Below are 23,471 nucleotides of genomic sequence, written 5' to 3' on the forward strand. Positions count from 1 at the left end.
GACTCTTGACAGAGCGGAACCGGGCGAGTACTCATGTGGGCACGAAACATTTTTACAGAATTGTTTCATTATGTTTCATCCAGTTCTCCCTCACCCCCCCATCGAAGGAGGAGCATCAATGCATCTCCGCCGAAGCCTCGCCACGGCCACGGCACTCGGCTGTGTACTAGCAGGCGCCCTTACTCTCCACGCCACGTCGGCTCAGGCGGCGCCGGCCGTCCAGGTCTGGCTGACCACGGCGGACGGGACCGCCAAACTGGCCCGACAGCCTGATATCGCCTTCGGCGCCACCGCTCTGGCACGGAACGTGGTGGTGTCCCCCGCCGAGACCCACCAGACCATGGCCGGATTCGGCGCCTCCATCACCGGCGCCTCCGCCTCACTGATCGCGGCCATGCCGAAGACCCGGCGTAACGCGTTGATGGCTGATCTGTTTCAGACGGCGGGCCTCAACTACCTGCGCCAGCCGATCGGCGCGACCGACTTCAACCGGACCGCCGATTTCTACACCTATGATGACGGCGCCGCCGACCCGGACCTGTCGCGGTTCAGCGTCCAGCGGGACGAGATCGAGAACATCCTGCCGCTCGTCCGCCAGGCCAGGCAGCTCAATCCGGCGCTCAAGGTGATGGGCTCCCCTTGGAGCGCACCGGCCTGGATGAAGGACTCGAACAACCTCAACGGCGGCTCACTCAAGAGCGAGTATGTCGCCACCTACGCCGACTACCTGGTGAAGTTCGTGCAGGCGTACGGCGCCGCGGGCGTCCCGGTCGACGACCTGACGGTCCAGAACGAGCCGCTGTTCCCCACCAGCTACCCGTCGATGGCCATGTCGTCCGAGCAGCAGGCCGAGCTGATCAAGCTGCTCGATGCCAAGCTCACCGCCGCGGGGCTCAACACCCGGATCTGGGCCTACGACCACAACTGGGATCGTCCCGACTACCCCCTCGACGTGTTCTCGAGGGTCGGAAACCTCCCCCGCCTGGTCGGCGCCGCCTTCCACTGCTACGGCGGACAGGTCTCCGCCCAGCAGCAGGTCGTCAACGCCGGCAGGCGGGTCATGTTCACCGAGTGCAGCGGCACCGACAGCGCCGCTACGTTCGCCGACACGCTGATGTGGCACGCGGAGAACCTGTTCATCCAGAACGCCCGCAACGGCGGGGAGTCCACCATCACCTGGAACCTGGCTCTGAACCCGTCAGGCGGTCCGCACCAGGGCCATTGCTCCAACCGCTGCAACGGCGTCGTCGAGATCAACGGCTCAAGGTACACCCGCAACGCCGAGTACTACGTCCTCTCCCACGCCGCCAGGTTCGTGAAGCCGGGCGCGGTCAGGGTCGGCTCCACCAGCTCCGCCGAGGTCCAGAACGTCGCCTTCGTCAACCCTGACGGTTCCCGTGTCCTCGTCGCCCTCAACACCACCACTTCGGCGCAGCCCTTCTCCGTCACGGAGAACGACCGTGCCTTCGCCTCCAGCCTCCCGGCGCGCTCCATGGCCACTTACACCTGGCCCGCCCCGTCCGGTACCCCCGGCGGCGTGCTCAGCCGGACCGGCTGGACGGCCACCGCTTCGGTGTCTGCCGCCGGGGATGCGCCCGCTCGTGTGCTGGACGGCGACGAGTCGACCCGCTGGTCGACGGGCCAGGCCCAGGCGAACGGTCAATGGTTCCAGGTCGACCTCGGCCAGGCCCGCACTTTCTCCACCCTGCGCCTCACCTCCGCGGGCGGTGATGAGCCCCGCGGTTTCCAGGTCTACGCCTCCGACGACCCCCAGTCGTGGGGCGCGGCGATCGCCTCCGGTACCGGTGCCGCCACGACCACGGTGTCCTTCCCCGCGCAGACCAAGCGCTACCTGCGGATCGTCCAGACCGGCTCGGCCGGCAATTGGTGGTCCATCCACGAGCTCAACCTGTACTCCTGATCCGCCCCGAACCACAGGAATCCCAGATGAGAACACAGATGAGAATGGCCGCAGCCCTGTTCGCGGTCTCCCTTGCGGCGACGGCCTGTGGAGGCGAAGGCGGCCAGGAGGCCGCGACGCAGACGGTGGACTTCTGGTACTACCAGCCGACGCCCGACCAGGTCGTCAAGGTCAAGCAACTGGCCAAGGACTTCGAGTCCGCCAACGCCGGCATCAAGATCAAGCTGACAGAGATCCCCAAGGACGACTACAACACCAAGCTCGCCACCGCGCTCAACGGCAGCGGCGCCCCCGACGCCGGCTACCTCGACCAGCCCCAGATGGCCAGGTTCGCCGACGGCGGCCAGCTCGCCGAGGTCCCCGCCGGGACGATCGACGAGGCCGACTACTACCCCGGTGCCCTCGGCACCAACAAGGTCGCGGGCAAGCTGATGGGCATACCCCTCCAGCAGACCACGGTGGTGCTCTTCTACAACAAGCAGTACATCCAGACCCCGCCGACCACGTGGGACGAGCTGATCGCCGCGTCCGAGAAGGTCTACCGCGAGCACCCGAACGTCGCCGGGGTCTCCCTGCCCAAGGGCGACGGCTTCGGCGCCTGGATCTTCCCCGCCTTCGTCGCGTCGGCCGGCGGAACGATGGCCGACGAGACCACCAAGAAGATCACCTTCAACAGCTCTCAAGGCCAGGAGGCGCTGGGCCTGTGGCGCACCCTGCTGGCCAGCTCCCCGAGGAAGATCACCAACACCGATCAGGCGTTCCAGAAGGGCCTGGCCGCCATGACCTTCTCCGGCCCTTGGGACGTCCTGGGCATCCGTGAGCAGTTCCCCCAGCTGAAGTTCGGCGTCTCCCTGCTGCCGAAGAAGCTGGAGGAGGCCTCCACGATCGGCGGCGACAACGGCGTCGTGTTCAGCAAGGCCGACAACCCCGACGGCGCCTGGAAGTGGCTGAAGTTCCTGTCCAGCGCGGAGCACAACGCGCAGTACGCCGACATCACCGGCAACTTCCCCGTCAACAAGAAGGCCGCTGCCACCTCGGCGCTGGCCGGCGACCCCGACATGAAGATCGTCATCCAGCAGCTGGAGTCGGCACGTCCCCGTCCCGCGCTCACTGAGTGGATCAAGGTCAACGACGACGTCTTGGCCAAGGCCATCGAAGAGGGTGTGGACGGTGACAAATCACCCGCCGACGCGTTGAACGCCGCCGCCACCCGGGCTGCCAAGGTCCTCGGATGGAGCTGATACGGCAGGCGGGCGCCCGAAAGGGCGCCCGCTCCGACGCGTTCGTCGGTTGGCTGTTCGTCACCCCAGCAGTCCTGCACACGATCGTCTTCATGGCGGTTCCCGCCGCAGGTGCGCTGTTCCTCAGCTTCACCGAGTGGGACATGACCTCCGCACCCCGCTGGACCGGCCTGCGGAACTACCAGGAGATCCTCTTCGACCGCGATCTCTACCCCGACTTCTGGGTCTCGGTCCGGGTGACTCTTCTCTATGCGGTCCTGGCCGTCCCGGCCGCCCTGTTCACCGGATTCGTCCAGGCCTACCTGATCGACGCGGTCCGGCGCGGACAGGGCTTCTTCCGGCTCGCGTTCTACCTGCCGGTCGTGACGGCCGAAGCCGCCGTCGCCGCGATCTGGCGGTGGCTGTACGACCCGCAGTTCGGCCTCATCAACGGGGCCCTCGGCCTGATCGGGATCGACGGGCCCGACTGGCTCGGCATTCCGGAAATGGTCGTCCCAGCGCTCGTGCTGATCGCCGCCTGGCAATCGGGCACCGCGATGCTGATCTTCCTGGCCGGACTGAAAGGCATCCCACGGAACCTGTACGAGGCCGCCGAGATCGACGGCGCGAACCGGCGCGCGCAACTGTTCCACCTGACGCTCCCGCTGCTGCGCCCCACCACCTTCTACCTGACGGTCACCGGGATCATCTTCGCCCTCCAGATGTTCGGCGTCGTCTACGTGCTCTTCGGGAGGGACATCGGCGGACCGGAGTCGGCGGGCCTCACCTACGTGCTGCAGCTGTACGTGTCGGGGTTCCGGGACGGCGAGATGGGCGCGGCAAGTGCCATGTCGTTCCTGCTGTTCATAGCGACCCTGCTCATCACGGCGCTGCAGTTCCGCCTCAGCCGAAGGGACGCCGCCTCATGACCCTGATAGCCGAACGGACCCGTCCTCCGGTGGGTCACAGACGCCCGGAGAGCCGGTCGGGACGGCGCGCCCCGGCCGCGCTGCGCGTCCTGGCCTTCCTGCTCCTGGTAGCCGGCTCGCTCGTAGCGCTCGCCCCGTTCGCCTGGATGGTCGCCACCTCGTTCAAGCAGCCGCAGAACGTGTTCACCTCCACCCCGCACCTGCTGCCGACCACCGAGGACGGCCAGTGGGCAGGCACCCTGGCCAGCTACACCGAGGTCTTCGAGCTGGGCGGGTTCGGCGGCGCATTTCTCAACAGCGTCCTGGTCGTCGCCGTGCTGATCCCGTTCAAGGTGCTCTGCGCGGCACTGGCCGCCTACGCCTTCGCCCGCATCCCCTTCCCCGGACGGGATCGGCTGTTCGCCGCGCTGCTGACAACGATCATGTTGCCAAGCGTCACCCTGCTCGTGCCAAAGGTCTACGTCACCCAGTGGCTCGGCATGGCCGACAGCCTCACCGGCCTGATCGTCCCGAGCCTGGTCTCGGCGTTCGACGTCTTCCTGCTCCGCCAGTTCTTCCTGACCCACCCCAAGGAGGTGGAGGAGGCCGCCATGATGGACGGCGCGAGCCGGCTGCGGATCTTCTGGAGCATCGCGCTGCCCATGGCCCGGCCGGCGCTCGCGGTCGTGACGATCACAGCGTTCATCTTCCACTGGAACGACCTGCTCTGGCCCCTGGTCATCCTCAGCGACCAGGAGAAGTACACCCTGCCGCTGGCCCTCCAAGCGCTCGCCTCGGGCCGGGTCGCCCAGCCGCACCTCGTCATGGCGGGAGCGGTCGTCGCGGTCATGCCCGTGATCCTCATCTTCCTCATCTTCCAGCGCCGCATTCTCGACGGCATCCAGTTCACCGGACTCAAGTAATCGGAGCCTCCCTTTGCTCATCACCGCCGAGTACCCGTATTTCCGCGACCGCCCCGAGGTATGGCGCGACCGGCTGACCACCCTCGTCGCCGCAACCGGCGTCAAAGTGGTCACCACCTACATCCCGTGGCGGCACCACCAGCCCGACGCCGCCGCACCGCCCGACCTGACCGACGCGGTCGACTTCGTCCGGCTCTGCGGTGAGCTCGGGCTGAAGGTCATCGTCAAACCCGGCCCGTTCGTCCACGCCGAGCTCAACTACGGCGGCCTGCCCGACTGGGTATGCCCCCTCGCCGATCCCGCGATCGAGCCGCAGCTGGACGCCGACGGAGCTCCTGCCACATGGTCGGGATCCGAACTCGACGCCGACGGCAGCGCCGTCCCGTGGCCGCTTCCCGCCCCCCTCGGTTCGCGCTTCGCCGCGCTCGCCGAGCGGTGGCTGCGTGACGCAGGCCAAGCCCTGTTCACCCCCGACCTGGTGACGCCCGCAGGGCCGATCATCGGGAGCCAGATCGGGAACGAAGGCCTGTTCACCAACGGCGCCCGCCCACTGTCGGCTTACGACTACAGCACGTCCGGGCTGGAGTTCTTCCGCACCGTCCTGGCCCGCGAGTACGGAGACGTCGCCGGCTACAACGCACGGCACGGCACCGCGTACACCACCCTCGCGGAGATCGAGCCACCACGCGGCCCGGCGACCCCGCTCCAGCACGTCGACTGGGGTCGCTTCCACACCGCCTACCTTCAGGAGGTGCTGCGCCGCTGGACCGACGCGTTCGCCCCGCCCGTCCCGGTCGTGCTCAACCTCAACCCGCCCGCGGGCGACGACGGCGACCTGGACTCCTGGCTCGCCCGCGTCCGGCCGGAGACCTGGAACGGCCTGCAGTACGGCTTCACCAACTGGATGGGCGTGGTCTCCGCCGACCGATCCGCCCACGCCCGCTACGTGATCGCCGCCAAACGCGCCGCCGGACCGAACATGGAGGAGAACTGGGGCTTCTCCAAGCTGTACGACACCGCCTACGCCTCAGGCGCCACCAGCTTCCACCAGACCCTCCTCGCCCTGGCGGCCGGTGCAACCGGATTCAACATCTACACCGCGATCGCCACCACCGACTGGACACCCGCGCTCGACGCCGTCCTGTCGGCCCCCTACCCGGACTGCCCGCCGATCGACGGCGACGGCAGGCCCACCGCCAAGGCCGCGGCCGTGAAGATGCTCGCCGACTACTTCACACTCCACGGCACGGAGTACCTCGAATGCGTTCCCGTCACCTACGCCACCTGGGGCCTTTACACCCCCTACGCCGCGATCGGCGCCTGGTCGCCCGGTGCTGCCGAGCAGTGCGGACGCCCGCTGCTGGACTTCCACCACCGGATGCGCGCCGCCGGCCACGACTATCGAATCGTCGATCTGGAGCACGCCGACCTGGCCGGGCACGACCGGATCGCTCTCCACGGCGGACAGTTCATGCACCGCGCAGTCCAAGAGAAGCTCGCCGCCCATCTGGCCGCCGGTGGACACGTCCACCTCGAGGGCACGGAACCCCTCTACGACGAGCACGGCGAACCCTGCACCATCCTCGCCGACGCGCTGCGCCGCACCGCGCCCGGCGACCTCACCGCGGAGGACGGGGTCACCGTCTTGTCCGGCGTGGCTGACGCCTACCTCCGGATCCACCCGGACCATGACGCCTGCTATGTGACCGTCCTGGTCCAAAACGACTCCGATCCGTTGATCGAACTGGAACTCCGCCACCGGGGCCGCACCCATCAGATCGAGATCGTCGCGGCCAGGGGCGGCGCGGCCGTCCTGCGTGTCGTCGCGGGCCGACTCGACGACCACCTCGTCAAGGCCACCAACAGCCATCTCGGGTCGGCCGTCTCCGCCTCGATCCGCTTCGACAGCGAGCACATCGCCGCGCCTCAGTCCACCGATCTGTGCCGGATCGGCGGGTCCACCCTCATGGAGGAGAACGCAACGTGAAGAAGACAGCGCTAGGGTGCGCCGCCCTTCTGGCGAGCACCACGATCGTCGTGCCCCCTGCCAACGCCAACGCCAAGCCCGTTGCCCAGGTCTGGCTGACCACTGGTGATGAGCGGAACCTGCTGGCCGACCGTACCGATCTCCTCCGGCCCGCCGACCCCGCCGCGCCCACCATCGCCGTGAATCCGGGCGAGACTTACCAGAAGGTCAACGGCTTCGGTGCGTCCCTCACCGACTCCTCGGCTCACCTGATCGTCACCTCGCCCGACAAGCATGGGATCATGCGCTCGCTGTTCAGCCCAGGGAGCCGCGGTCTCGGCCTGTCTTACCTGCGCCAGCCGATCGGCTCCTCCGACTTCGTCAACGGACCGCACCACACCTACGACGACATGCCCGCAGGACAGACCGACCCGGGCCTCAAGCACTTCTCCATCGCCCACGACCGTAAGGAGATCCTGCCCCTGCTGAGGCTCGCCAAGGCGATCAACCCAGGGCTGCGGATCATCGGCACGCCATGGTCGCCGCCCGCCTGGATGAAGACCAACGACTCGCTCATCGGCGGCAGGCTCAAGCCCGACGCCGTCGACGTCTACGCGGACTACCTGGTCAAGTACGTCAAGGCGTACAAGGCCGAAGGAGTGAAGGTCGACGCGCTCACCGTGCAGAACGAGCCGCAGAACCGCAACCCCGACGGCTATCCGGGCATGGACTTGCGGCCCGATGAGTCGGCCGCGGTCATCAAGGCGCTCGGGCCCAAGCTACACGCCGCCGGCCTGGACACGCAGATCCTCGGCTACGACCACAACTGGAGCCTGCACCCCAACGACTCCGGACCGGCCGACGACCCGGCCGACCCCGAGTACGTCAAGACCCTGATGTCCGACCCGCAGGCCGCCAAGGAGATCGACGGGCTGGCCTTCCACTGCTACGCGGGCGACCCCGACCGCATGTCGGCCGCGCATGACGCCTACCCCAGCAAGGACATCCTCCTCACCGAATGCTCCGGCAGCCAGTCTGCCAACCCCGCGACGACCTTCGCCGACACCCTGCACTGGCAGACCCGGCAGCTCACCGTATGGGGAACGCGGCACTGGGCGTCCACCGTGATCTCCTGGAACCTCGCGCTCGACCCCGCCGGCGGCCCCCACAACGGCGGCTGCGCCACTTGCTTCGGCGTCGTGACCATCGACCCTGCCACCGGCAAGGCGACCCCGACCGCCGAGTACTACGTCCTCGGCCACGCCGGCAAGTTCATCAAGCGCGGAGCCGTCCGCCTGGGCACCTCCTCCTATGCCGGATCCGTCATCGGCGTGACCTTCCGTAACCCCGACGGCTCCGTCTACCTCCTGGCCGTCAACGACGACTGGGGTGCCGGCAGCCAGCGCTTCAACGTCTCCATGGGTCGCACGAACTTTTCCTACGAGCTTCCCTCCGGCGGCGTGGCGACCTTCCGCCTCCGCTGATCTCATCCCCCCAAATCGCAGCAGGGCTCCTGCGGCGCATGCCTGGACGTCACCGACACCGGCGAGATCGTCCTTCCGCCGCTGCAGGCGGGCAGGGCTATCTGCTCGACAACTTGCGCGTGTTGCATGGCCGCCGCAGCTTCGTGATCCCGGTCGTGGTGAGCTCTGGGGCCTGGTGGTGCGTGCTTGGGCGGCTGCCTCTCGTGGGGTATCGCGGAGGCAGCCGCCCGGCACGGGTTGGTCTCAGCGGTAGCTGACTGTGGTGGCGCGGTTGACCGGCCTGCTCGTCGTGGTGACTGTCAAGGTGCGAGTGGTCTGGTCGTACGACCATTGGGTCGCCGGTATCCGTTGCCCGTCGACTTGCACGATCGTCGGCGCGTCAGCATTGCGGAAGATGAGCGTCCACTGCCGCTCGGTCACCTGACCGCGGAAGCGGCCGTGGACCGGAGCGATGCTCAGTCGGTGATTGCCGCCGTCCTCGGTGTAGCGGACCGCGGTGGTGGCCGACTGTGCCGAGTCGGTGCTGTGCCCGTCGTCCTCATAGAGCGAGAGCTGACCGTTCGCGCCACCGGCCACGGTCAGGCTGACCTTGTTCAGCGGGTTCTGCACGTCGTTGGTCACGTTGTCGGCGCGGCTGGCCAGGATGCCGCCGGACTTGATGAACACCGGCATCGCGTCCCAGCCAGTGGTCACCTGCTGGGTTGTGCCGTCCGGCTCGCCGGGATACAGCCAGGCCAGGTCCTCCGCGCTGACCTTGACCAGCCGCGAGAGCCGTACACACTCCTCGACCAGCGTGAGCGCAGACGCCCGGTCGCCGATGAGTGAGGGGCGGATATTGGGGTCGTAGGAGACGATGACCCCGGCGCCGGCCGCGGCCCGCATCACCTCGCGGACATGTGCGGCGCCGGACCCGACGAGCGTGGCCAGCGATCCGGTGTGCAGGCAGGTGCCTGCCGAGATGGCCCCGCAGCAGGTCGCCGAAGAAGTCGCCGCCGATCTCGCTGGCGAGTCTGACCGGTTGCCCGAGCGTGGCCAGGGCGACCGCGACGTTGAGCGGGCTGCCTCCCGCGACGGCGCTGAACCGCGATGCGTCGAGCGTGCCGATCAGGTCGACGATGCTCTCGCCGATCACCAGGAACGTCACGTGCCCTCCCCTCGTGTCGGCGACATGGTGACACGTGATGAATCGATTCTGCAAGCACAGGGACTCGTTCCATGGGCATTACGACGAAGTTTCCGGCGCCCTCTTGACCTCCCTCGATATGGAGGCTTACGTTTGCGCAAACGTTTTTGCTCAGCAGCGGTTCGGGGTGCGCCGCATGAGCCCCAGGCTGATGGGAGAGGGCACATGCCTCACAACTCAGGGCTGTCCCGGCGCGACCTGTTGAAGTGGACGGGCGTGTCGGGCCTGGCGGTACTGGCGACGGCGTGCGGCGCCGGCGGGACGACGAGCGGATCGGGCACGGGCGGCGCCAAGGCGCTCAGCGTCCTGGTCGAGGCGGGCGGCAAGGCGGAGCTGACGAAGATCGCCGAGGCGTTCACCGCGAAGACCGGCGCGAAGGTGACGTTCATCGAGCTGCCGTACGACGGCCTGTTCAACCGGCTGTCCGGCGAACTGTCCTCCGGCACGCTCAGCTTCGACGTGGCCGCGCTGGACGCGATCTGGCTGACCGCGTTCGCCGGAGCCGTTCGCCCCCTCACCGAGCTGTTCACCGCGGACGTCAAGGCCGATCTGTTCCCTGCCCTGGTGACCGAGGCGCAGGTCGGCGGCACGTTCGTCGGCATGCCGGTGTGGACGAACGCCGAGATCCTCTTCTATCGCAAGGACCTGTTCGAGGACACCGACGAGCAGGCCGCCTTCAAGAAGAAGTACGGCTACGAGCTCGCCCCGCCCACGACATGGGAGCAGTTCAACGACGCGGCGGCGTTCTTCACCCGCGACGGCAAGCTGTACGGCACCGACGTCAAGGGCGCGGTCGAGACCGAATTCCTCGCGCACGTGCTGCAGGCCGGGTCGCCGGGCGTGGTTCTGGACGCCTCTGGCCAGGTCATCATCGACAACGACCAGCACCTGAAGGCGCTGACGTTCTACAGCGACCTCAACAACAAGCTCAAGGTGAGCCCGCCCGGCGCCGCGCAGCTCGACTGGGCGGGCGCGCAGAACCTGTTCAACCAGGGCAAGACGGCGATGATGCGGTTCTGGGCGCATGCGTTTCCGCTCATCCCGAAGGACTCCCTGGTGCACGGCAAGGTCGGCGCCGCCCCCATGATCGGCGGAGCCGCCGGAGTGGCGGGCATCCCCGGCCCCTGGTATCTCTCGGTGCCCAAGGCCACCAAGCAGGCCGACCTGGCCACCGAGTTCGTCAAGTTCGCCTACGACAACAACGCGATGGCGATCGAGTCCTCGCTCGGGCTGGCCGCGCGGAAGTCGGCATTCGAGCAGTACGCCGACAAGCCCGGCTACGAGCACTTCAAGCCGCTGCTGGAGACCCTCAACGCGACGGCCACCAAGCCACGCCCTGCGACGGCCAAGTGGCAGCAGATCGTGGACACGGTGCTGATCCCGACGCTGCAGCAGTCGCTCACCCCGAACGCCGACTACGCGGGCCTGCTGGCCGCCGCCAAGGACAAGGTCCAGAGCCTTGCCCAGTAGTCCGAACCCCACGGTGGGCCGGGCCGATCCCCGGCCCTCCGGCGGCGCTATCCGGGCCGGCGATGATCACGTACGGCACCGGCGGCCCGGCCGTGGGCTCACTGACAACCGGTTCGCGCTGGCGCTGATGGCCCCGGCGGCGGTGTTCCTGACGGTGTTCGTCGGCTGGCCGCTGGTCAAGCTGGTCGTGGACAGCCTGTACGACATCGCCCCGCTGGCCGGGACGCGCGAGTTCACCGGACTGGCCAACTACGGCCAGGCACTGACCTCGCCCGAGTTCCTCGGCGCCGCCGGCCGTACGGCCCTGTACACGATGCTCGTGGTCACGCTGGAGTTCGCCCTCGGGTTGGCGGCGGCCCTGCTGTTCAACGCGTTGGGCAGGCGGGCGAGGTGGGTCCGGACCCTGTTCCTGTACCCGCTGATGATCGCCCCGGTCGTGGCGGGCCTGCTGTGGCGGTTCCTGCTCATCGACAACTTCGGCATCGTCAACGAGCTGCTCACCCGGCTCGGCATCATTGACGGACCCGACGCGATCGGCTGGCTGAGCGACCCGGACATCGTGCTGTTCTCGGTAGCGTTGCCGGACATCTGGCTGACCACGTCGTTCATGGCCCTGGTGCTGTTCGCCGGACTGCAGAACATCCCGGGCGACGTGCTGGAGGCCGCCCATCTCGACGGCAGCGGACCCTGGCACACCCTCACCCGGGTGACGCTGCCGCTGCTGCGGCCGGTCATCGCCGTCGCGCTCGTCGTACGCGGCATCGACGCGGCGCGGGCCTTCGACGTGATCCTCATCCAGACCAACGGCGGCCCGCAGTCGGCCTCCGAGACGCTCAGCCTGCTCATCTACCGGACGATGGTGCGGTTCGGCGAGCCGGGGCTCGCCAGCGCCATGGGCACCCTCTATCTGATCGCGATGCTGGGCGTGGCGCTGATCGCGGTCGCCACCATCTGGCGGCCGGGGAAGGGGGCGCAGCGATGACCCCGCGCACGAGCACCCGCACGCTGCTGTGGGCGCTGCTGGCCAGCATCGTGGTGCTGTACGCGTTCCCGTTCGCGTATCTCATCCTGACCTCACTCAAGCTGCCCACCGACGCCATCGCCGTGCCGCCGACGGTGCTGCCCAAGGCCTGGAGCCTGGAGAACTACGGCACCGCCCTGGCCACGCCCGGCGTGATCCCCTCGTTCATCAACAGCACCTCCACCGCCGTGATCAGCACGGTGCTGTCGGTCCTGCTCGCGGTCCCAGCCGCATACGGGATCACCCGCTACGGGACCGTGAGCGGGCGGATCTTCATCATGCTCGCCCTGGTCACCCGGATGGTGCCGCCGGTCGCCATCGGAGTCCCGCTGGTCAACCTGATGAGCACAGCGGGCATCACCGACACGCCGACCGCGCTCGCCCTGGCCCACACGACGATCTCGCTGCCGCTGTCGATCTGGCTGATGGCCAGCTTCTTCGAGGCCGTACCGCCCAGTCTGGAGGAGGCGGCCGTGGTCGACGGCTGCACGCGGCTGCAGGCGCTGGTGCGGATCGTGGTGCCGGTCGTCGGCGGCGGCATCGCGGTGACCGCGATCTTCGCGTTCCTCGCGTCCTGGAACGAATTCCTGTTCGCGCTGCTGCTCACGGCGGTGCGGGCACAGACGACACCGATCGTCATCGCCAACTTCCAGACCCAGTACGGCCTGCAATGGGGGCCCATGACCGCACTGGCCACCCTGTACTCGGTCCCCGTCGTCCTGTTCACCCTGCTGCTCCAGCGGCGGATCGTCGCGGGCATGACCCTCGGCGCCGTCAAGGGCTGACCCACAACCTCACGAAAGGTCACATATCAATGCAGTTCTGGCAGCCGACCAGCCCGCTGGGCGGACTTCCGCGCGTCAAGGCCGGGCGATCGCGGCGATCGTCCAGCTGGGACCGCACCGGCGGTAACCGCGACTTCGCCGTCGTCGCCCCCGGCGAGACCCACGTGCTCGCCGACATCGACGGCAGCGGGATCATCGAGCACATCTGGCTGACCACCCGGTGCTACTCGGAGAAGTACCTGCGCAAGCTCGTCATCGAGATGTACTGGGACGGCGAGGACAACCCCAGCGTACGCAGCCCGCTCGGCGACTTCTTCGGCGTCGGCCACGCCACCTGCACGCACTACGTGTCGCTGCCGCTGAGCATGGTCTTCGGCCCGCGCCGCGGCCCCAAGGGCCCGTTCGCCGCCGCGATGAACTGCTACTTCCCCATGCCGTTCGGCTCGCACGCCAAGATCGTGCTGCGCAACGAGAGCGACATGCCGGTGGAGAACTTCTTCTACTACGTCGACTACGAGCTCACCAAGGAGCCGATCCCGGACGACATGGGCCGCTTCCACGCCTACTACCGGCAGGAGAAGCCCTGTCAGAAGGTCGTGCACCCCGCGGGCGCGGAGAACCCCCCGCCGTGGGAGCTGCCGGGCGTCAACCTCACCGGGGACGACAACTACGTCATCCTGGACGCCACCGGCACCGGGCACTATGTCGGCTGCGTGCTGAGCATCGACAACTTCGACGCCTCCAACCAGCAGTTCACCTGGCCGGGCGAGGGCGACGACATGATCTTCATCGACGGTGAGCAGTGGCCGCCGTCCCTGCACGGCACCGGCACCGAGGACTACTTCAACGCCGCGTGGGGATTCCCCAGTGGGGCGTACGCCGGGCCCTACCACGGGATCTCGTTGGCCAGCAGCCCACAGGAGCACTTCGGGTTGTGGAGTTTGTACCGCTTCCACATCGAGGACCCGGTTCGCTTTGCCGAGTCCATCCGCGTCACCATTGAACATGGTCACGCCAACGACCAGGGCAACGACTTCTCCAGCGTCGCGTACTGGTACCAGCTCCACCCGCACGCCCCTCATGCCGATCTCCCCCCGGTCGAGGAGCGGCTGCCGCGCCGCTGGCCCGAGCACGGCCTCTGGGACGAGTGATGCGGCCGACCACGCCATCAAAGGATCCCCCAGAAGAGGAGTGACGCGGTGACCAGGCGGCCGAGCATCCGTGACGTCGCGCGCGAGGCAGGCGTGTCCATCACGACCGTCTCCCGTGCGCTCAACGACGTCGTAGGCTCCCGGCTGCCCGACGACACGCGTCGCCGGGTACGCGAGACGGCCGAGCGGCTGGGGTATGCCCCCAACAAGATGGCCCGCGGCCTGCGCACCCAGCGCAGCCACATGCTCGGGATGATCAGCGATCACATAGCGACCACCCCGCACGCCGGCCGGCTGATCCTCGGCGCCCAGGAGGTCGCGATGACCCGAGGGTGGGCGTTGATGCTCATCAACACCGGAGGCGACCCGGCTGCGGAGGCGCGCGGCATCCAGGCGCTGCACCAGCAACAGGTCGACGGGGTGCTGTACGCCACGATGTACCACCGGATCGTCACGGTCCCGTCCGAGCTGCGCGGTCTCCCGCTGGTCCTGGCCGACGCCAGGACCGGAGGCGACGGGCCACCCGCCGTGGTCCCGGACGAGATCCGGGGAGGGTACGACGCCACCCGGGAGCTGCTCGACCACGGCCACCGGCGCGTGGGACTCGCCCTCAACAGCGACGACGTCCCCGCCACCCACGGCCGCCTGCGCGGTTATCGCCAGGCGCTGGAGGAGGCGGGCATCGCCTACGAACCCGAACTCGTCGTACAGAAGGAGTCGGAGACCACCGGCGGCTACCTGGCCTGCCGCCGGCTGCTGGAGCGCACGCCCCGGCCCACCGCGATCTTCTGCTACAACGACCGCATGGCCATGGGGGCCTACCGTGCGGCCGCCGAACTCGGGCTGCGCATCCCCGAAGACGTGTCCGTCGTCGGCTTCGACAACCAGGAGTACATCGCCGACGGCCTGTACCCCGGCCTCACCACGCTGCAACTGCCTCACTACGAAATGGGCGCCTGGGCCGTCGATCGCCTCATGGAGCTGATCGACGACCCCGCCAGGAACGCGGGCGATGTCCCTGTCCGGACCCTGCCCTGCCCCCTCATCCGCCGGTCCTCGGTCGCGGCACCGTCCGCCTGAGGCGTACCGGCGTCATCACCGGAAAGGTCTTTTCGTGCTGCGTCTCGACGACCACTGGGTCTGGGACTTCTGGCTCGCCGACGACGGCGAGACCTATCATCTCTACTTCCTCAAGGCGCCCAAGGCGATCGGCGACCCCGACCAGCGCCACTGGAACGTCTCGATCGGCCACGCCGTATCCGCCGACCTCACCGACTGGACCGTACTCCCGGACGCCCTGGCCCCCAGCTCCAGTCCCGCCTTCGACGACTACACCACCTGGACCGGCTCGATCGTCCGGGCCGACGACGGCACCTGGCACATGTTCTACACCGGCACCAGCCACGCCGAACGCGGTCTCAAGCAGCGCATCGGCCTGGCCACCTCGGACGACCTGCACACCTGGCGCAAGCACGGCACGGCAGCGATCCTGGAAAGCGATCCGCGCTGGTACGAGCAGCTCCAGACCGCTCGGTGGGCCGACGAGGCATGGCGCGACCCCTGGGTCTTCCGCGACCCCGGCGGCGACGGCTGGCACATGCTCATCACCGCCCGCTCCCAGGTCGGCGACCCCGACCAGCGCGGCGTGATCGGCCATGCCCGCTCCCACGACCTGCTCACTTGGGAGACACAACCCCCGCTCAGCGCACCCGGCACCGGCTTCGGCCACCTGGAGGTCCCCCAGGTCGAGATCGTCGATGGCAGTCCAGTGCTGCTGTTCTCGTGTCTGCGCACCGAGCTGTCGCAGGAACGGCGCCTGACCGGGGAACGCGGCGGCGTCTGGGTCCTCGAACCCGGCGACCTGCTGGGGCCGTACGACCCGCTCAAGGCGCGACGCCTCACCGAGGAGTCCCTCTACAGCGGCCGCATCACCCGGGATCGCGGGGGCGCCTGGGTCCTGCTCGCCTTCCGCCACACCGACGACGACGGCTTCATCGGGGAGATCACCGACCCGATCCCCGTGCGCCTCGATCCGGCTCACGGCCTGCAGAGCACCCAGCCACTCCCGATGTGACGCTCGCCTACTCAAAAGGACCATCGGACGGCTTGGAGCACGGCGTTGCACCTCACCCCAGCGAACTCCACCTGTCCCTCAACCCGGATATCGCACCCCCCAACCCTCAGGAGGAACCGCATGACCGAGAAAGACTCCGGCATCGCCCGCCGCATGCTGCTCAGAGTGCCGGCCGTCGGCGCGGCGGCGGCCGGCTTAGCCGTGCTATCGGGCCAGACCGCCGCATCCGCCAAGGCAGGCAAGCCGCCCACGGTGTACGACGTCACGGCCTGGACCCACTCCACCAACCCGGCCATCACCTGCTACACCGACATCGGCGCGCTGATCAACGACATCATCGCCGACATCAAGAAGCGCCAGCCCAACCAGTCGTCGAAGCCCGGCGCGGTGATCTACATCCCTCCCGGCGACTACCCCCTCAAGACGAGGGTCACGGTCGACGTCAGCTACCTCACCATCAGGGGCGAAGGACACGGCTTCGCCTCCTCCAGCATCCGCTACAACGCTGGGGACACCTCGGCCTGGCACGAGATCTGGCCGGGCGGCAGCCGGATCCGGGTCGAGAACACCGACGGCCACAGCGAGGGCTTCCTCGTCTCGCGCAGCGGGGATCCGCGGCTGAGCTCGGTCGTCTTCGACAACTTCTGCCTCGACGGGCTCTCCTTCACGCCGAACCAGAACTCCTACGCCAACGGCAAGGTCGGGATCCGGGTAGACACGGCCAACGACGCCTTCCGCATCGAGCGGATGGGCTTCGTCTACCTCGAGCGCGCGCTGGTCATACGCGACGCGGACGCGCTGAGCGTGCACGGCAACTTCATCGCCGAATGCGGCAGCTGCGTGGAACTGATCGGCTCCGGGCAGGCGTCGAAGGTCACCGACAACCACATCGGCGCAGGCTACATCGGTTACTCGATCTTCGCCGAACAGCACCAGGGGCTGCTGATCGCCGGGAACAACATCTTCCCGCGCGGCAAGAGCTTGATCCACCTCCGCAACACCAACCGGTCGTCGATCACTGGGAACCGGCTGCACGGCTTCTACCCCGGAATGCTCGATTCGGACGGGGCCAACAAGGAGAACCTCATCAGCGGCAACCACTTCCGGAGGGAACCCGAACCCTGGGGCCCGATGCAGCCGTACAGCAACGGCAAGGACGACCTGTACGGGGTGATCCACCTGCGCGGTGACGGCAACATGGTCACCGGCAACCTCTTCGCCTACGACGTCGACCCAGCCAAGATCACCCCCTCCGGCGCCAAACCCACGATCATCCTGGTCGCCTCAGGGCACAACAACCACCTGTCCAACAACAGCCTGGTCAGCAACGTCGCGGCGAACGCCGTGGTGCTCGACGGGAGCACGCACGGCACGAAGGTGATCGACAGCGCCACCGCCTCGCAGTTCGTCACCTACACCTCGGACCACACCTTCCGCGCCACCCCTTGAGCCGGAGCAGGTGGGGGTGGCACTGCCGCTGGACGCGCCAGGGCGGCCCCGAGGTCCCGGGCCGGTTCCACGGCATGTAACGCGTCGGAAACGAACCCTTGCCAAATATCCGCATCAGGACAAGGATGAAGAATCGATTTGATGAATCGATTCTTCAAGGAGAATCATGGGCAAACCGCGGATCAAGGACGTCGCAGCCCGAGCGGGCGTAGGCGTCTCCACGGTGTCCGTGGTCCTGAACAACGTCGAGGGCGCGCGCGTCGGCCCCGAGACCCGGGAGCGGATCCTGTCCGCCGCCCGCGACCTCGGCTACACCTCCAACCCGATCGCCCGCAGCCTTCGCACCCGCAGGACTCAAACGATCGGCTTCGTCGGCGATGACATTGCGACCACCCCGTTCGCCGGGCGGATGATCCAGGGAGCTCAGGACGCGGCCTGGCAGGCCGGCTACCTGCTGTTCCTGGTGAACACCGGAAGAGAGCACGCGCTCGAGCGCCACGCCGTTCGGGCGCTGCTCGACCGGAGGGTCGACGGTGTCATCTACGCCACCATGTACCACCGGCACGTCGAGATCCCCGAGCTGCTGGGCGACGTGAGCACCGTCGTACTCGATGCCTGCCCCACCGACGGCTCCATGCCGTACGTCGTGCCGGACGAACGCGGAGGCGCGGCTGCGGCGGTCGGCGAACTCCTCCGCGCGGGTCACCGGCGGATCGGGTTCGCCACCGAGGCGCTGGAGGTTCCGGCGGCATCCGGGCGCCTGGCCGGCTACCACGAAACGTTGGCCGCGGCGGGGATCCCCGCCGACCCGGAGCTTGTAGCAGCCGAGCACGGCACCACAACGGGAGGCTACCAAGCGGCGAGCCGCCTTCTCGATCTCGACGAACGGCCGACCGCGATCTTCTGTTACAACGACCGGATGGCGATGGGGTGCTACCGCGCCGCGGCCGAACGCGGCCTGCGCATCCCCCACGACCTGTCCGTCGTCGGGTACGACGATCAGGACCTGATCGCCCCCGAGCTGTCCCCGGCACTGACGACCGTCGCCCTCCCCCACTACGAGATGGGGATGTGGGCGTTCCACCGGCTGCTGGGGCTCATCCAGGACGACCCTGAGCAAAGGGAGCAGGGACATCTCATGCCGTGCCCGCTGGTCAGGCGGGACTCGGTGGGGCCGCCGCCGCGTCCTCGGCGTAGATCTCCTCCGGGGACTGATCCAGGTTGAGCGTCTTGCGGAGCTGCTGCCGTCACCAGTGCCGTCAGCCCTGAGCTCTACGCTCTGCTTATGAACGGCCCAAGCCCGACAGGCGTAGAGCTGAGGACCGCCCGGCTGGTCCTGCGGCCCCCGACCGAAGCCGATATTGATGCGATCTTTGAGATTCACAAGGACCCCCAAACCAGCCTGCACAATCCATCCGACGCGCTCGCCCAGCTCAACGAGGCGGAACAGCTCTTTCAACGCTGGAACAACCAATGGCAGAGCTGTGGATACGGGTACTGGGTCGTCCAACGCCACGGTAGTGCCCAGCAACTGGGCTTCTGCGGAATTAAGCCTATGGAACTGCACGGTATGAAGGTGCTCAACCTCTTCTACCGCTTCGCCGTCTCAGCATGGGGCCGCGGCTACGCCAGCGAGGCCGCGACCGCGGTCACCACCTGGGCATCCAAAACCGTCCCCGACCTCCCGCTAATCGCCCGCGTCAGGCCGGCCAACGTCGCCTCCCAACGCGTGGCGGTCCATGCCGGCCTGTCCCGGGCCGAACACCTCGACGAAAGCGGAGAGGACGGCCTCGATTGGATCTACGCGGCGAACCTGCCGGGCGTGCCGTAGGCCTGGGCCGTACGGCGCTCGCTAGGACCCGGCGGCCGTCAGAACATCGTGTTGTCGTTGGCGGAGGTCTCCGGCACATCCTGGAGGATGTCCCAGTGCTCGGCGATCTTCCCGTCCCGGAAGCGGAAGATGTCGAAGACGGTCGTGGCATCCAGGAACTGCTGCCGCATGGCGGCGCCGAAGGCCTTCATGGCCTCGGGCCGTCGGGGGCGAGTGGGTTGTGCTGGATGTAGTCCGACCGTACGTGGCGGTCGACGACAGTCGTGTCGCCCCCATCGAACACGGTCCTGAGGGCTTGGGCGGCGATCTGCGTCTTCACTGTCCCTCCACGATCAGCACGATCTTGCCGGTGGTGCGGCCGGTCTCGCCGAGGGCGTGGGCCTTGGCGGCCTCGGCGAGCGGGAAGGCGGCCTCGAGGTGGGCGCGCAGGGCGCCGGTTGCGACAAGGTCGGCGATGGCCTGAATGCCGGCGCGGTCGGCCTCGACGAGGAGGATCTCGAAGCGGATGCCCCGCTCGGCTATGTCAGCCAGCTCGTCGGGGTCGATGGGTACCGGAAGGATCGAGACGAGGGTGCCGCCGGGGCGCAGCACGGCGAGGGAGCGGGCGCGGGCGGCGGCGTCCAACGAGACCGAGTCGAGGACCACGTCGATGTCCTCGACGGCCTCGGTGAAGTCGACCGTGCGGTAATCGATGGCCTCGTCCGCCCCCAGGGAACGCAGGAAGTCGTGCTTGGCGGCGCTGGCGGTGCCGATGACGTACGCGCCGCGGGACTTGGCGATCTGGACGGCGAGATGGCCGACGCCACCGGCCGCCGCGTGGATGAGGACCCGCTGCCCGGGCTGGACATCGGCGGTGTCGACGAGTGCCTGGTAGGCGGTCAGGGCGGCGAGCGGCAGAGCACCGGCCTGGACGTGGTCGATGCCGGCGGGCTTGTGTGCGAAGGCGCGGGCGGGGGCGGTCACGTACTCGGCGTGGGAGCCGACCCCGTGGGGGTAGGGCAGCATGCCGAAGACCTCGTCACCCGGCTTGAACAGGGTGACGCCGGTACCGACGGCCTCGACCACTCCGGAGACGTCCCAGCCCAGGACGAGTGGCAGGCGGTCAACGGTCATGGCCTGGGCGCGGTTCCACCAGTCGGTCGGGTTGACGCCGGCCGCGCGGACGGCGACCAGGATCTCATTCAGGCCCGGCACGGGCCTGGGAAGTTCAACCTCCTTGAGCACCTCGGGGGAACCGTGAGTGTCCTGGCTGATGGCGCGCATGGTGGCGGCGATGGTGGTGTTGGTCATGCGTCCAGCTTCACCGCTGTCCCCGCCCGCTACCATGGCACGATTGCCATCTTTCGACGGGATCCTGCCATGGCACACGTTCACCGAGTCGTCGTTCTGGCCGTCGACGGGGTCTACCCCTTCGAGCTGGGCATTCCGAGCCGCGTCTTCGGAGCCGCCGACGGCCGCTACGAGGTCCTGACCTGCAGTGTCGACGGTCGCCCGGTACGCACCAACGCCGATTTCTCGATCACCGTCGAGCACGGCCCGGAGGCATTGCACAGCGCCGACACCGTCGTCATCCCACCCTTCACCGCCTCTCCCATCCCCCAGGAAGTGCCGGCGGCCATGGTGGCGGCTTTGGCGTACGTGGCTCCCGGCACGCGCCTCGTGTCGATCTGCACCGGTGCCTTCGTCCTCGCGGCCGCAGGGCTCCTCAACGGCCGGCCGGCCACCACGCACTGGGTGGTCGCGGACCTCTTCCGCGACTGCTTCCCGCAGGTGGCACTGGACCCGGACGTTCTGTTCATCGATGACGGCGACGTGGTGACCTCGGCCGGCGCCGCCTCCGGGCTCGACGTCTGCCTACACCTCGTACGCAGAGACCATGGCAGCGAGGTCGCCAACCGGGTGGCGCGCATGTGCGTCGTCCCCCCATGGCGCGACGGAGGACAGGCACAGTACATCGAGCAGCCGGTGCCCGAGACCACCGCGAACGGAACGGCCGCGGCCCGCCAGTGGGCGTTGGAGAACCTCCACCAGCCGCTGACCCTGTCGGACCTCGCCAAGCAGTCCCACATGAGCCTGCGCACCTTCGCCCGGCGCTTCAATGAAGAGGTGGGCATGAGCCCGGGACGCTGGCTGATCCAGCAGCGCCTCGCCCGGGCACGGCACCTTCTGGAATCCACCGACCTGGCGGTGGACGAGATAGCCGCGCAGGTCGGCTTCGCCGCCGACACGTCGCTACGCCAGCATCTGCACGCCGCCATCGGCGTCTCACCGCTTGCCTACCGGCGCACCTTCCGGGGCGCTCTGTCATCGAACCGCTGAGCATCACCGTAGGTACCGCTCCTGAAGCGTGTCGCCGTCGGGTGATACGGCGCGTCAGCTCTGTTGTGTGGCGTCCAGCAGCGTGAGGGCGTTGTGGATGCCCTGCTCGAGGACGGCGTCGGCGAGTTGCCGGTCGGCCAGGGCGCGGGAGAGTTGCAGTGTCCCGACCATTCCTGCGTAGATGGTGAGCGTCTTGACGCGTGCCGACTGCGGATCGTGCGGCGCCAGACGCGCGGTGAAGTCGTCGATGATGTCCAGCACACCGTCGGTGTAGGCCTGCCTGGTCACGTCCGTGCAGCGGCCGATCTCGTCGAGCAGGGCGGCCGACGGGCAGCCTTCGCCGGGGTTGTCGCGGTGCTCGGGCGACAGGTACTGACGCACGATTTGCTCGACTCCGGCGCGGCCGGGCGCCACCGCGCTGAGGTTTTCGCGCTGTTCGCGGAGCTGGTCGGCGACGGTGGTGGCGACCAGCTCCTCCTTGGAGGCGAAGTGGGCGTAGAAGGCGCCATTGGTCAGTCCCGCGTCCGCCATGAGCGTGGCGACTCCGGAGCCGTCGATGCCGTCCTTCTTGAGCCGGCGGCCGGCGGTCTCGATGATCCGCTGCCTCGTCGCCTGCTTGTGCTCCTTGCTGTACCGCACCACACGCTCCTCCTCCCGCCGGGAGGACCCCACGCGCCCTCCCCACACCCCGTCTTCGTACGATCATAATCTAAATTCGGCGGAACCCTTGCGCTCGGACGACGTCTCACCCTATGGTCGTATGGTCATAATCTAAAGGCGGTGCACGAGCAGCGTGTGCAGCACCGGGCAGGAGCGTCACCATGCGAGTAAGCCCCCAGGCACAGCAGTTCGCGCAGTTCCTTGAGAGCGTGAGCGCGAGGTCCTCGACGCCGGGCCTCGACCTGGCCATCGTCCGCGACATCGTCGAGACGAACCATCGGGCGGCAACCGAGCCGGAAGGCGTGACCTACGCCGAAGTGGACGCGAACGGCGTCCCCGCCCTCTGGTGCATCCCCGAGGACGCCGACCCCGACCGCGCGCTGCTCCACTTCCACTTCGGCGGGTCGGTCACCGCCTCGATGCACTCCGACCGCAAGGCCGCCGGCCACATCGCGAAAGCGGCCGGCGCCCGCTCCCTCGTCGTGGACTTCCGCCTGGCGCCCGAACATCCCTACCCGGCGCAGCTCGACGACGCCGAGACGGCCTACCGGTGGCTGCTCTCACAAGGCTACGAGCCGCGGAACATCGGCAGCACGGGCCACTCGATCGGCGGCACCCTCGCGGTCATGCTGCCACTGCGTCTGCTCGCCAACGGCGAGGCGACCCCGGGCGCGATCGTCAGCGTCTCGCCGTGGGCCGACCTCACCATCCGGAACGCGTCGGTGGACGAGAACGAGAAAACGGACAAGATGCTCAGCAGGCGCACGCTCGAACTCTTCCGAGGAGCCTGGCTGCAGGACCCCACCCTGGACGTCGCCGACCCGCGGATCAGCCTCATCAACGCCGACCTGACCGGCCTGCCGCCCACGACCGTCCACTACGGCGAGTACGAGACCCTCGCCGACGACGGCGCCCAGCTTGGCCGCCGGCTCGCGGACTTCAAGGTCGCCTCCGAGGTCCACCCGTTGCCTGAAGGACAGCATTCGTTCGTCCTGGGCGCGGGGCGCGTACCCGAGGTGGATCACGCGATCCAGCAGATGGGTGCATGGCTCCGCCGCCACCTCGGCACCTGAGCGGAAGAACGACTCGTCGCCCGTCGGCGCGGC

22 protein-coding genes and 1 pseudogene are annotated in these 23,471 nt (G+C 68.2%); 17 read left to right on the forward strand and 6 right to left on the reverse strand.

Features of this window, described 5'->3' with window-relative positions:
* Nucleotides 1-118: 118 nt before the first annotated feature.
* From ACTWQA_RS47700 to ACTWQA_RS47725, 6 genes are read left to right on the forward strand one after another with little or no spacing between them, the layout of a single operon-like run.
* Nucleotides 119-1,921 (forward strand): glycoside hydrolase family 30 beta sandwich domain-containing protein, encoded by a 1,803-nt coding sequence (locus tag ACTWQA_RS47700; protein WP_443165476.1) that lies wholly within the window; start codon nucleotides 119-121, stop codon nucleotides 1,919-1,921.
* A 38-nt stretch (nucleotides 1,922-1,959) separates the two neighbouring features.
* Nucleotides 1,960-3,162 carry an ABC transporter substrate-binding protein gene (locus tag ACTWQA_RS47705; protein ID WP_443165477.1) on the forward strand — a complete coding sequence of 401 codons (1,203 nt, stop codon included), beginning with the start codon at nucleotides 1,960-1,962 and terminating at the stop codon, nucleotides 3,160-3,162.
* Nucleotides 3,153-4,070 carry a carbohydrate ABC transporter permease gene (locus ACTWQA_RS47710; RefSeq protein ID WP_443165478.1) on the forward strand — a complete coding sequence of 306 codons (918 nt, stop codon included), beginning with the start codon at nucleotides 3,153-3,155 and terminating at the stop codon, nucleotides 4,068-4,070. The genes ACTWQA_RS47705 and ACTWQA_RS47710 overlap by 10 nt, the downstream gene beginning before the upstream one ends.
* Nucleotides 4,067-4,972 carry a carbohydrate ABC transporter permease gene (locus ACTWQA_RS47715; protein ID WP_443165479.1) on the forward strand — a complete coding sequence of 302 codons (906 nt, stop codon included), beginning with the start codon at nucleotides 4,067-4,069 and terminating at the stop codon, nucleotides 4,970-4,972. Before ACTWQA_RS47710 ends, ACTWQA_RS47715 begins: the two co-directional genes overlap by 4 nt.
* 13 nt (nucleotides 4,973-4,985) lie before the next feature.
* Nucleotides 4,986-6,959: a beta-galactosidase gene (locus ACTWQA_RS47720; RefSeq protein ID WP_443165480.1), complete on the forward strand. Its 1,974-nt coding sequence runs from the start codon at nucleotides 4,986-4,988 to the stop codon at nucleotides 6,957-6,959.
* Nucleotides 6,956-8,422, forward strand: a complete 1,467-nt coding sequence (locus tag ACTWQA_RS47725; RefSeq protein WP_443165481.1) for a glycoside hydrolase family 30 protein — start codon at nucleotides 6,956-6,958, stop codon at nucleotides 8,420-8,422. The genes ACTWQA_RS47720 and ACTWQA_RS47725 overlap by 4 nt, the downstream gene beginning before the upstream one ends.
* A gap of 243 nt (nucleotides 8,423-8,665) precedes the next feature.
* Here ACTWQA_RS47725 and ACTWQA_RS47730 read toward each other — a convergent pair whose 3' ends face one another.
* Together ACTWQA_RS47730 and ACTWQA_RS47735 are read right to left on the reverse strand one after the other, a co-directional pair.
* Nucleotides 8,666-9,304: a DUF5110 domain-containing protein gene (locus tag ACTWQA_RS47730; RefSeq protein WP_443165482.1), complete on the reverse strand. Its 639-nt coding sequence runs from the start codon at nucleotides 9,302-9,304 to the stop codon at nucleotides 8,666-8,668.
* Nucleotides 9,305-9,386: 82 nt separating this feature from the next.
* A pseudogene (locus ACTWQA_RS47735) lies at nucleotides 9,387-9,566 on the reverse strand (PfkB family carbohydrate kinase); the annotation flags it as partial.
* Nucleotides 9,567-9,770: 204 nt separating this feature from the next.
* Between ACTWQA_RS47735 and ACTWQA_RS47740 the strand changes: the two are divergent.
* From ACTWQA_RS47740 to ACTWQA_RS47780, 9 genes are all read left to right on the forward strand, one after another.
* Nucleotides 9,771-11,075, forward strand: a complete 1,305-nt coding sequence (locus tag ACTWQA_RS47740) for an ABC transporter substrate-binding protein (RefSeq protein WP_443165483.1) — start codon at nucleotides 9,771-9,773, stop codon at nucleotides 11,073-11,075.
* The gene (locus ACTWQA_RS47745) at nucleotides 11,065-12,057 is read left to right on the forward strand and encodes a carbohydrate ABC transporter permease (protein ID WP_443165484.1); all 993 of its coding nucleotides are present in this window, start codon (nucleotides 11,065-11,067) and stop codon (nucleotides 12,055-12,057) included. Before ACTWQA_RS47740 ends, ACTWQA_RS47745 begins: the two co-directional genes overlap by 11 nt.
* Nucleotides 12,054-12,881, forward strand: coding sequence for a carbohydrate ABC transporter permease (locus tag ACTWQA_RS47750; protein ID WP_327585603.1), 828 nt, complete (start codon nucleotides 12,054-12,056; stop codon nucleotides 12,879-12,881). Before ACTWQA_RS47745 ends, ACTWQA_RS47750 begins: the two co-directional genes overlap by 4 nt.
* 29 nt (nucleotides 12,882-12,910) lie before the next feature.
* Nucleotides 12,911-14,032 carry a glycoside hydrolase family 172 protein gene (locus ACTWQA_RS47755; protein ID WP_443165485.1) on the forward strand — a complete coding sequence of 374 codons (1,122 nt, stop codon included), beginning with the start codon at nucleotides 12,911-12,913 and terminating at the stop codon, nucleotides 14,030-14,032.
* Between the two features lie 48 nt (nucleotides 14,033-14,080).
* Nucleotides 14,081-15,112, forward strand: coding sequence for a LacI family DNA-binding transcriptional regulator (locus ACTWQA_RS47760; protein ID WP_443165486.1), 1,032 nt, complete (start codon nucleotides 14,081-14,083; stop codon nucleotides 15,110-15,112).
* 34 nt (nucleotides 15,113-15,146) lie between these two features.
* On the forward strand, nucleotides 15,147-16,106 hold the full coding sequence (locus tag ACTWQA_RS47765) for a hypothetical protein (RefSeq protein ID WP_443165487.1): 960 nt from the start codon (nucleotides 15,147-15,149) through the stop codon (nucleotides 16,104-16,106).
* Nucleotides 16,107-16,226: 120 nt separating this feature from the next.
* Nucleotides 16,227-17,555 (forward strand): NosD domain-containing protein, encoded by a 1,329-nt coding sequence (locus ACTWQA_RS47770; RefSeq protein WP_443165488.1) that lies wholly within the window; start codon nucleotides 16,227-16,229, stop codon nucleotides 17,553-17,555.
* A 166-nt stretch (nucleotides 17,556-17,721) separates the two neighbouring features.
* On the forward strand, nucleotides 17,722-18,780 hold the full coding sequence (locus ACTWQA_RS47775) for a LacI family DNA-binding transcriptional regulator (RefSeq protein WP_443165489.1): 1,059 nt from the start codon (nucleotides 17,722-17,724) through the stop codon (nucleotides 18,778-18,780).
* Nucleotides 18,781-18,840: 60 nt separating this feature from the next.
* Nucleotides 18,841-19,386: a GNAT family N-acetyltransferase gene (locus ACTWQA_RS47780; protein WP_443165490.1), complete on the forward strand. Its 546-nt coding sequence runs from the start codon at nucleotides 18,841-18,843 to the stop codon at nucleotides 19,384-19,386.
* 38 nt (nucleotides 19,387-19,424) lie between these two features.
* Here the strand turns inward: ACTWQA_RS47780 and ACTWQA_RS47785 are convergent, their stop codons facing one another.
* The 3 genes from ACTWQA_RS47785 to ACTWQA_RS47795 are packed head-to-tail and all read right to left on the reverse strand — an operon-like array spanning nucleotide 19,425 to nucleotide 20,676.
* Complete coding sequence (locus ACTWQA_RS47785; protein WP_443165491.1) at nucleotides 19,425-19,577, reverse strand: nuclear transport factor 2 family protein; 153 nt, start codon at nucleotides 19,575-19,577, stop codon at nucleotides 19,425-19,427.
* On the reverse strand, nucleotides 19,574-19,705 hold the full coding sequence (locus tag ACTWQA_RS47790) for a hypothetical protein (RefSeq protein WP_443165492.1): 132 nt from the start codon (nucleotides 19,703-19,705) through the stop codon (nucleotides 19,574-19,576). The genes ACTWQA_RS47785 and ACTWQA_RS47790 overlap by 4 nt, the downstream gene beginning before the upstream one ends.
* A complete protein-coding gene (locus ACTWQA_RS47795) occupies nucleotides 19,702-20,676 on the reverse strand; it encodes an NADP-dependent oxidoreductase (RefSeq protein WP_443165493.1) in 975 nt (324 codons plus the stop codon). Before ACTWQA_RS47795 ends, ACTWQA_RS47790 begins: the two co-directional genes overlap by 4 nt.
* 69 nt (nucleotides 20,677-20,745) lie before the next feature.
* Here ACTWQA_RS47795 and ACTWQA_RS47800 point away from each other — a divergent pair, with 69 nt between their 5' ends.
* On the forward strand, nucleotides 20,746-21,705 hold the full coding sequence (locus tag ACTWQA_RS47800) for a GlxA family transcriptional regulator (RefSeq protein WP_443165494.1): 960 nt from the start codon (nucleotides 20,746-20,748) through the stop codon (nucleotides 21,703-21,705).
* Nucleotides 21,706-21,759: 54 nt separating this feature from the next.
* Here ACTWQA_RS47800 and ACTWQA_RS47805 read toward each other — a convergent pair whose 3' ends face one another.
* Nucleotides 21,760-22,344 carry a TetR/AcrR family transcriptional regulator gene (locus tag ACTWQA_RS47805; RefSeq protein ID WP_443165495.1) on the reverse strand — a complete coding sequence of 195 codons (585 nt, stop codon included), beginning with the start codon at nucleotides 22,342-22,344 and terminating at the stop codon, nucleotides 21,760-21,762.
* A 182-nt stretch (nucleotides 22,345-22,526) separates the two neighbouring features.
* Here ACTWQA_RS47805 and ACTWQA_RS47810 point away from each other — a divergent pair, with 182 nt between their 5' ends.
* On the forward strand, nucleotides 22,527-23,438 hold the full coding sequence (locus ACTWQA_RS47810; RefSeq protein ID WP_443165496.1) for an alpha/beta hydrolase: 912 nt from the start codon (nucleotides 22,527-22,529) through the stop codon (nucleotides 23,436-23,438).
* Nucleotides 23,439-23,471: the final 33 nt, after the last annotated feature.

This window comes from Nonomuraea sp. 10N515B (assembly GCF_052245915.1).
GTDB lineage: Bacteria > Actinomycetota > Actinomycetes > Streptosporangiales > Streptosporangiaceae > Nonomuraea.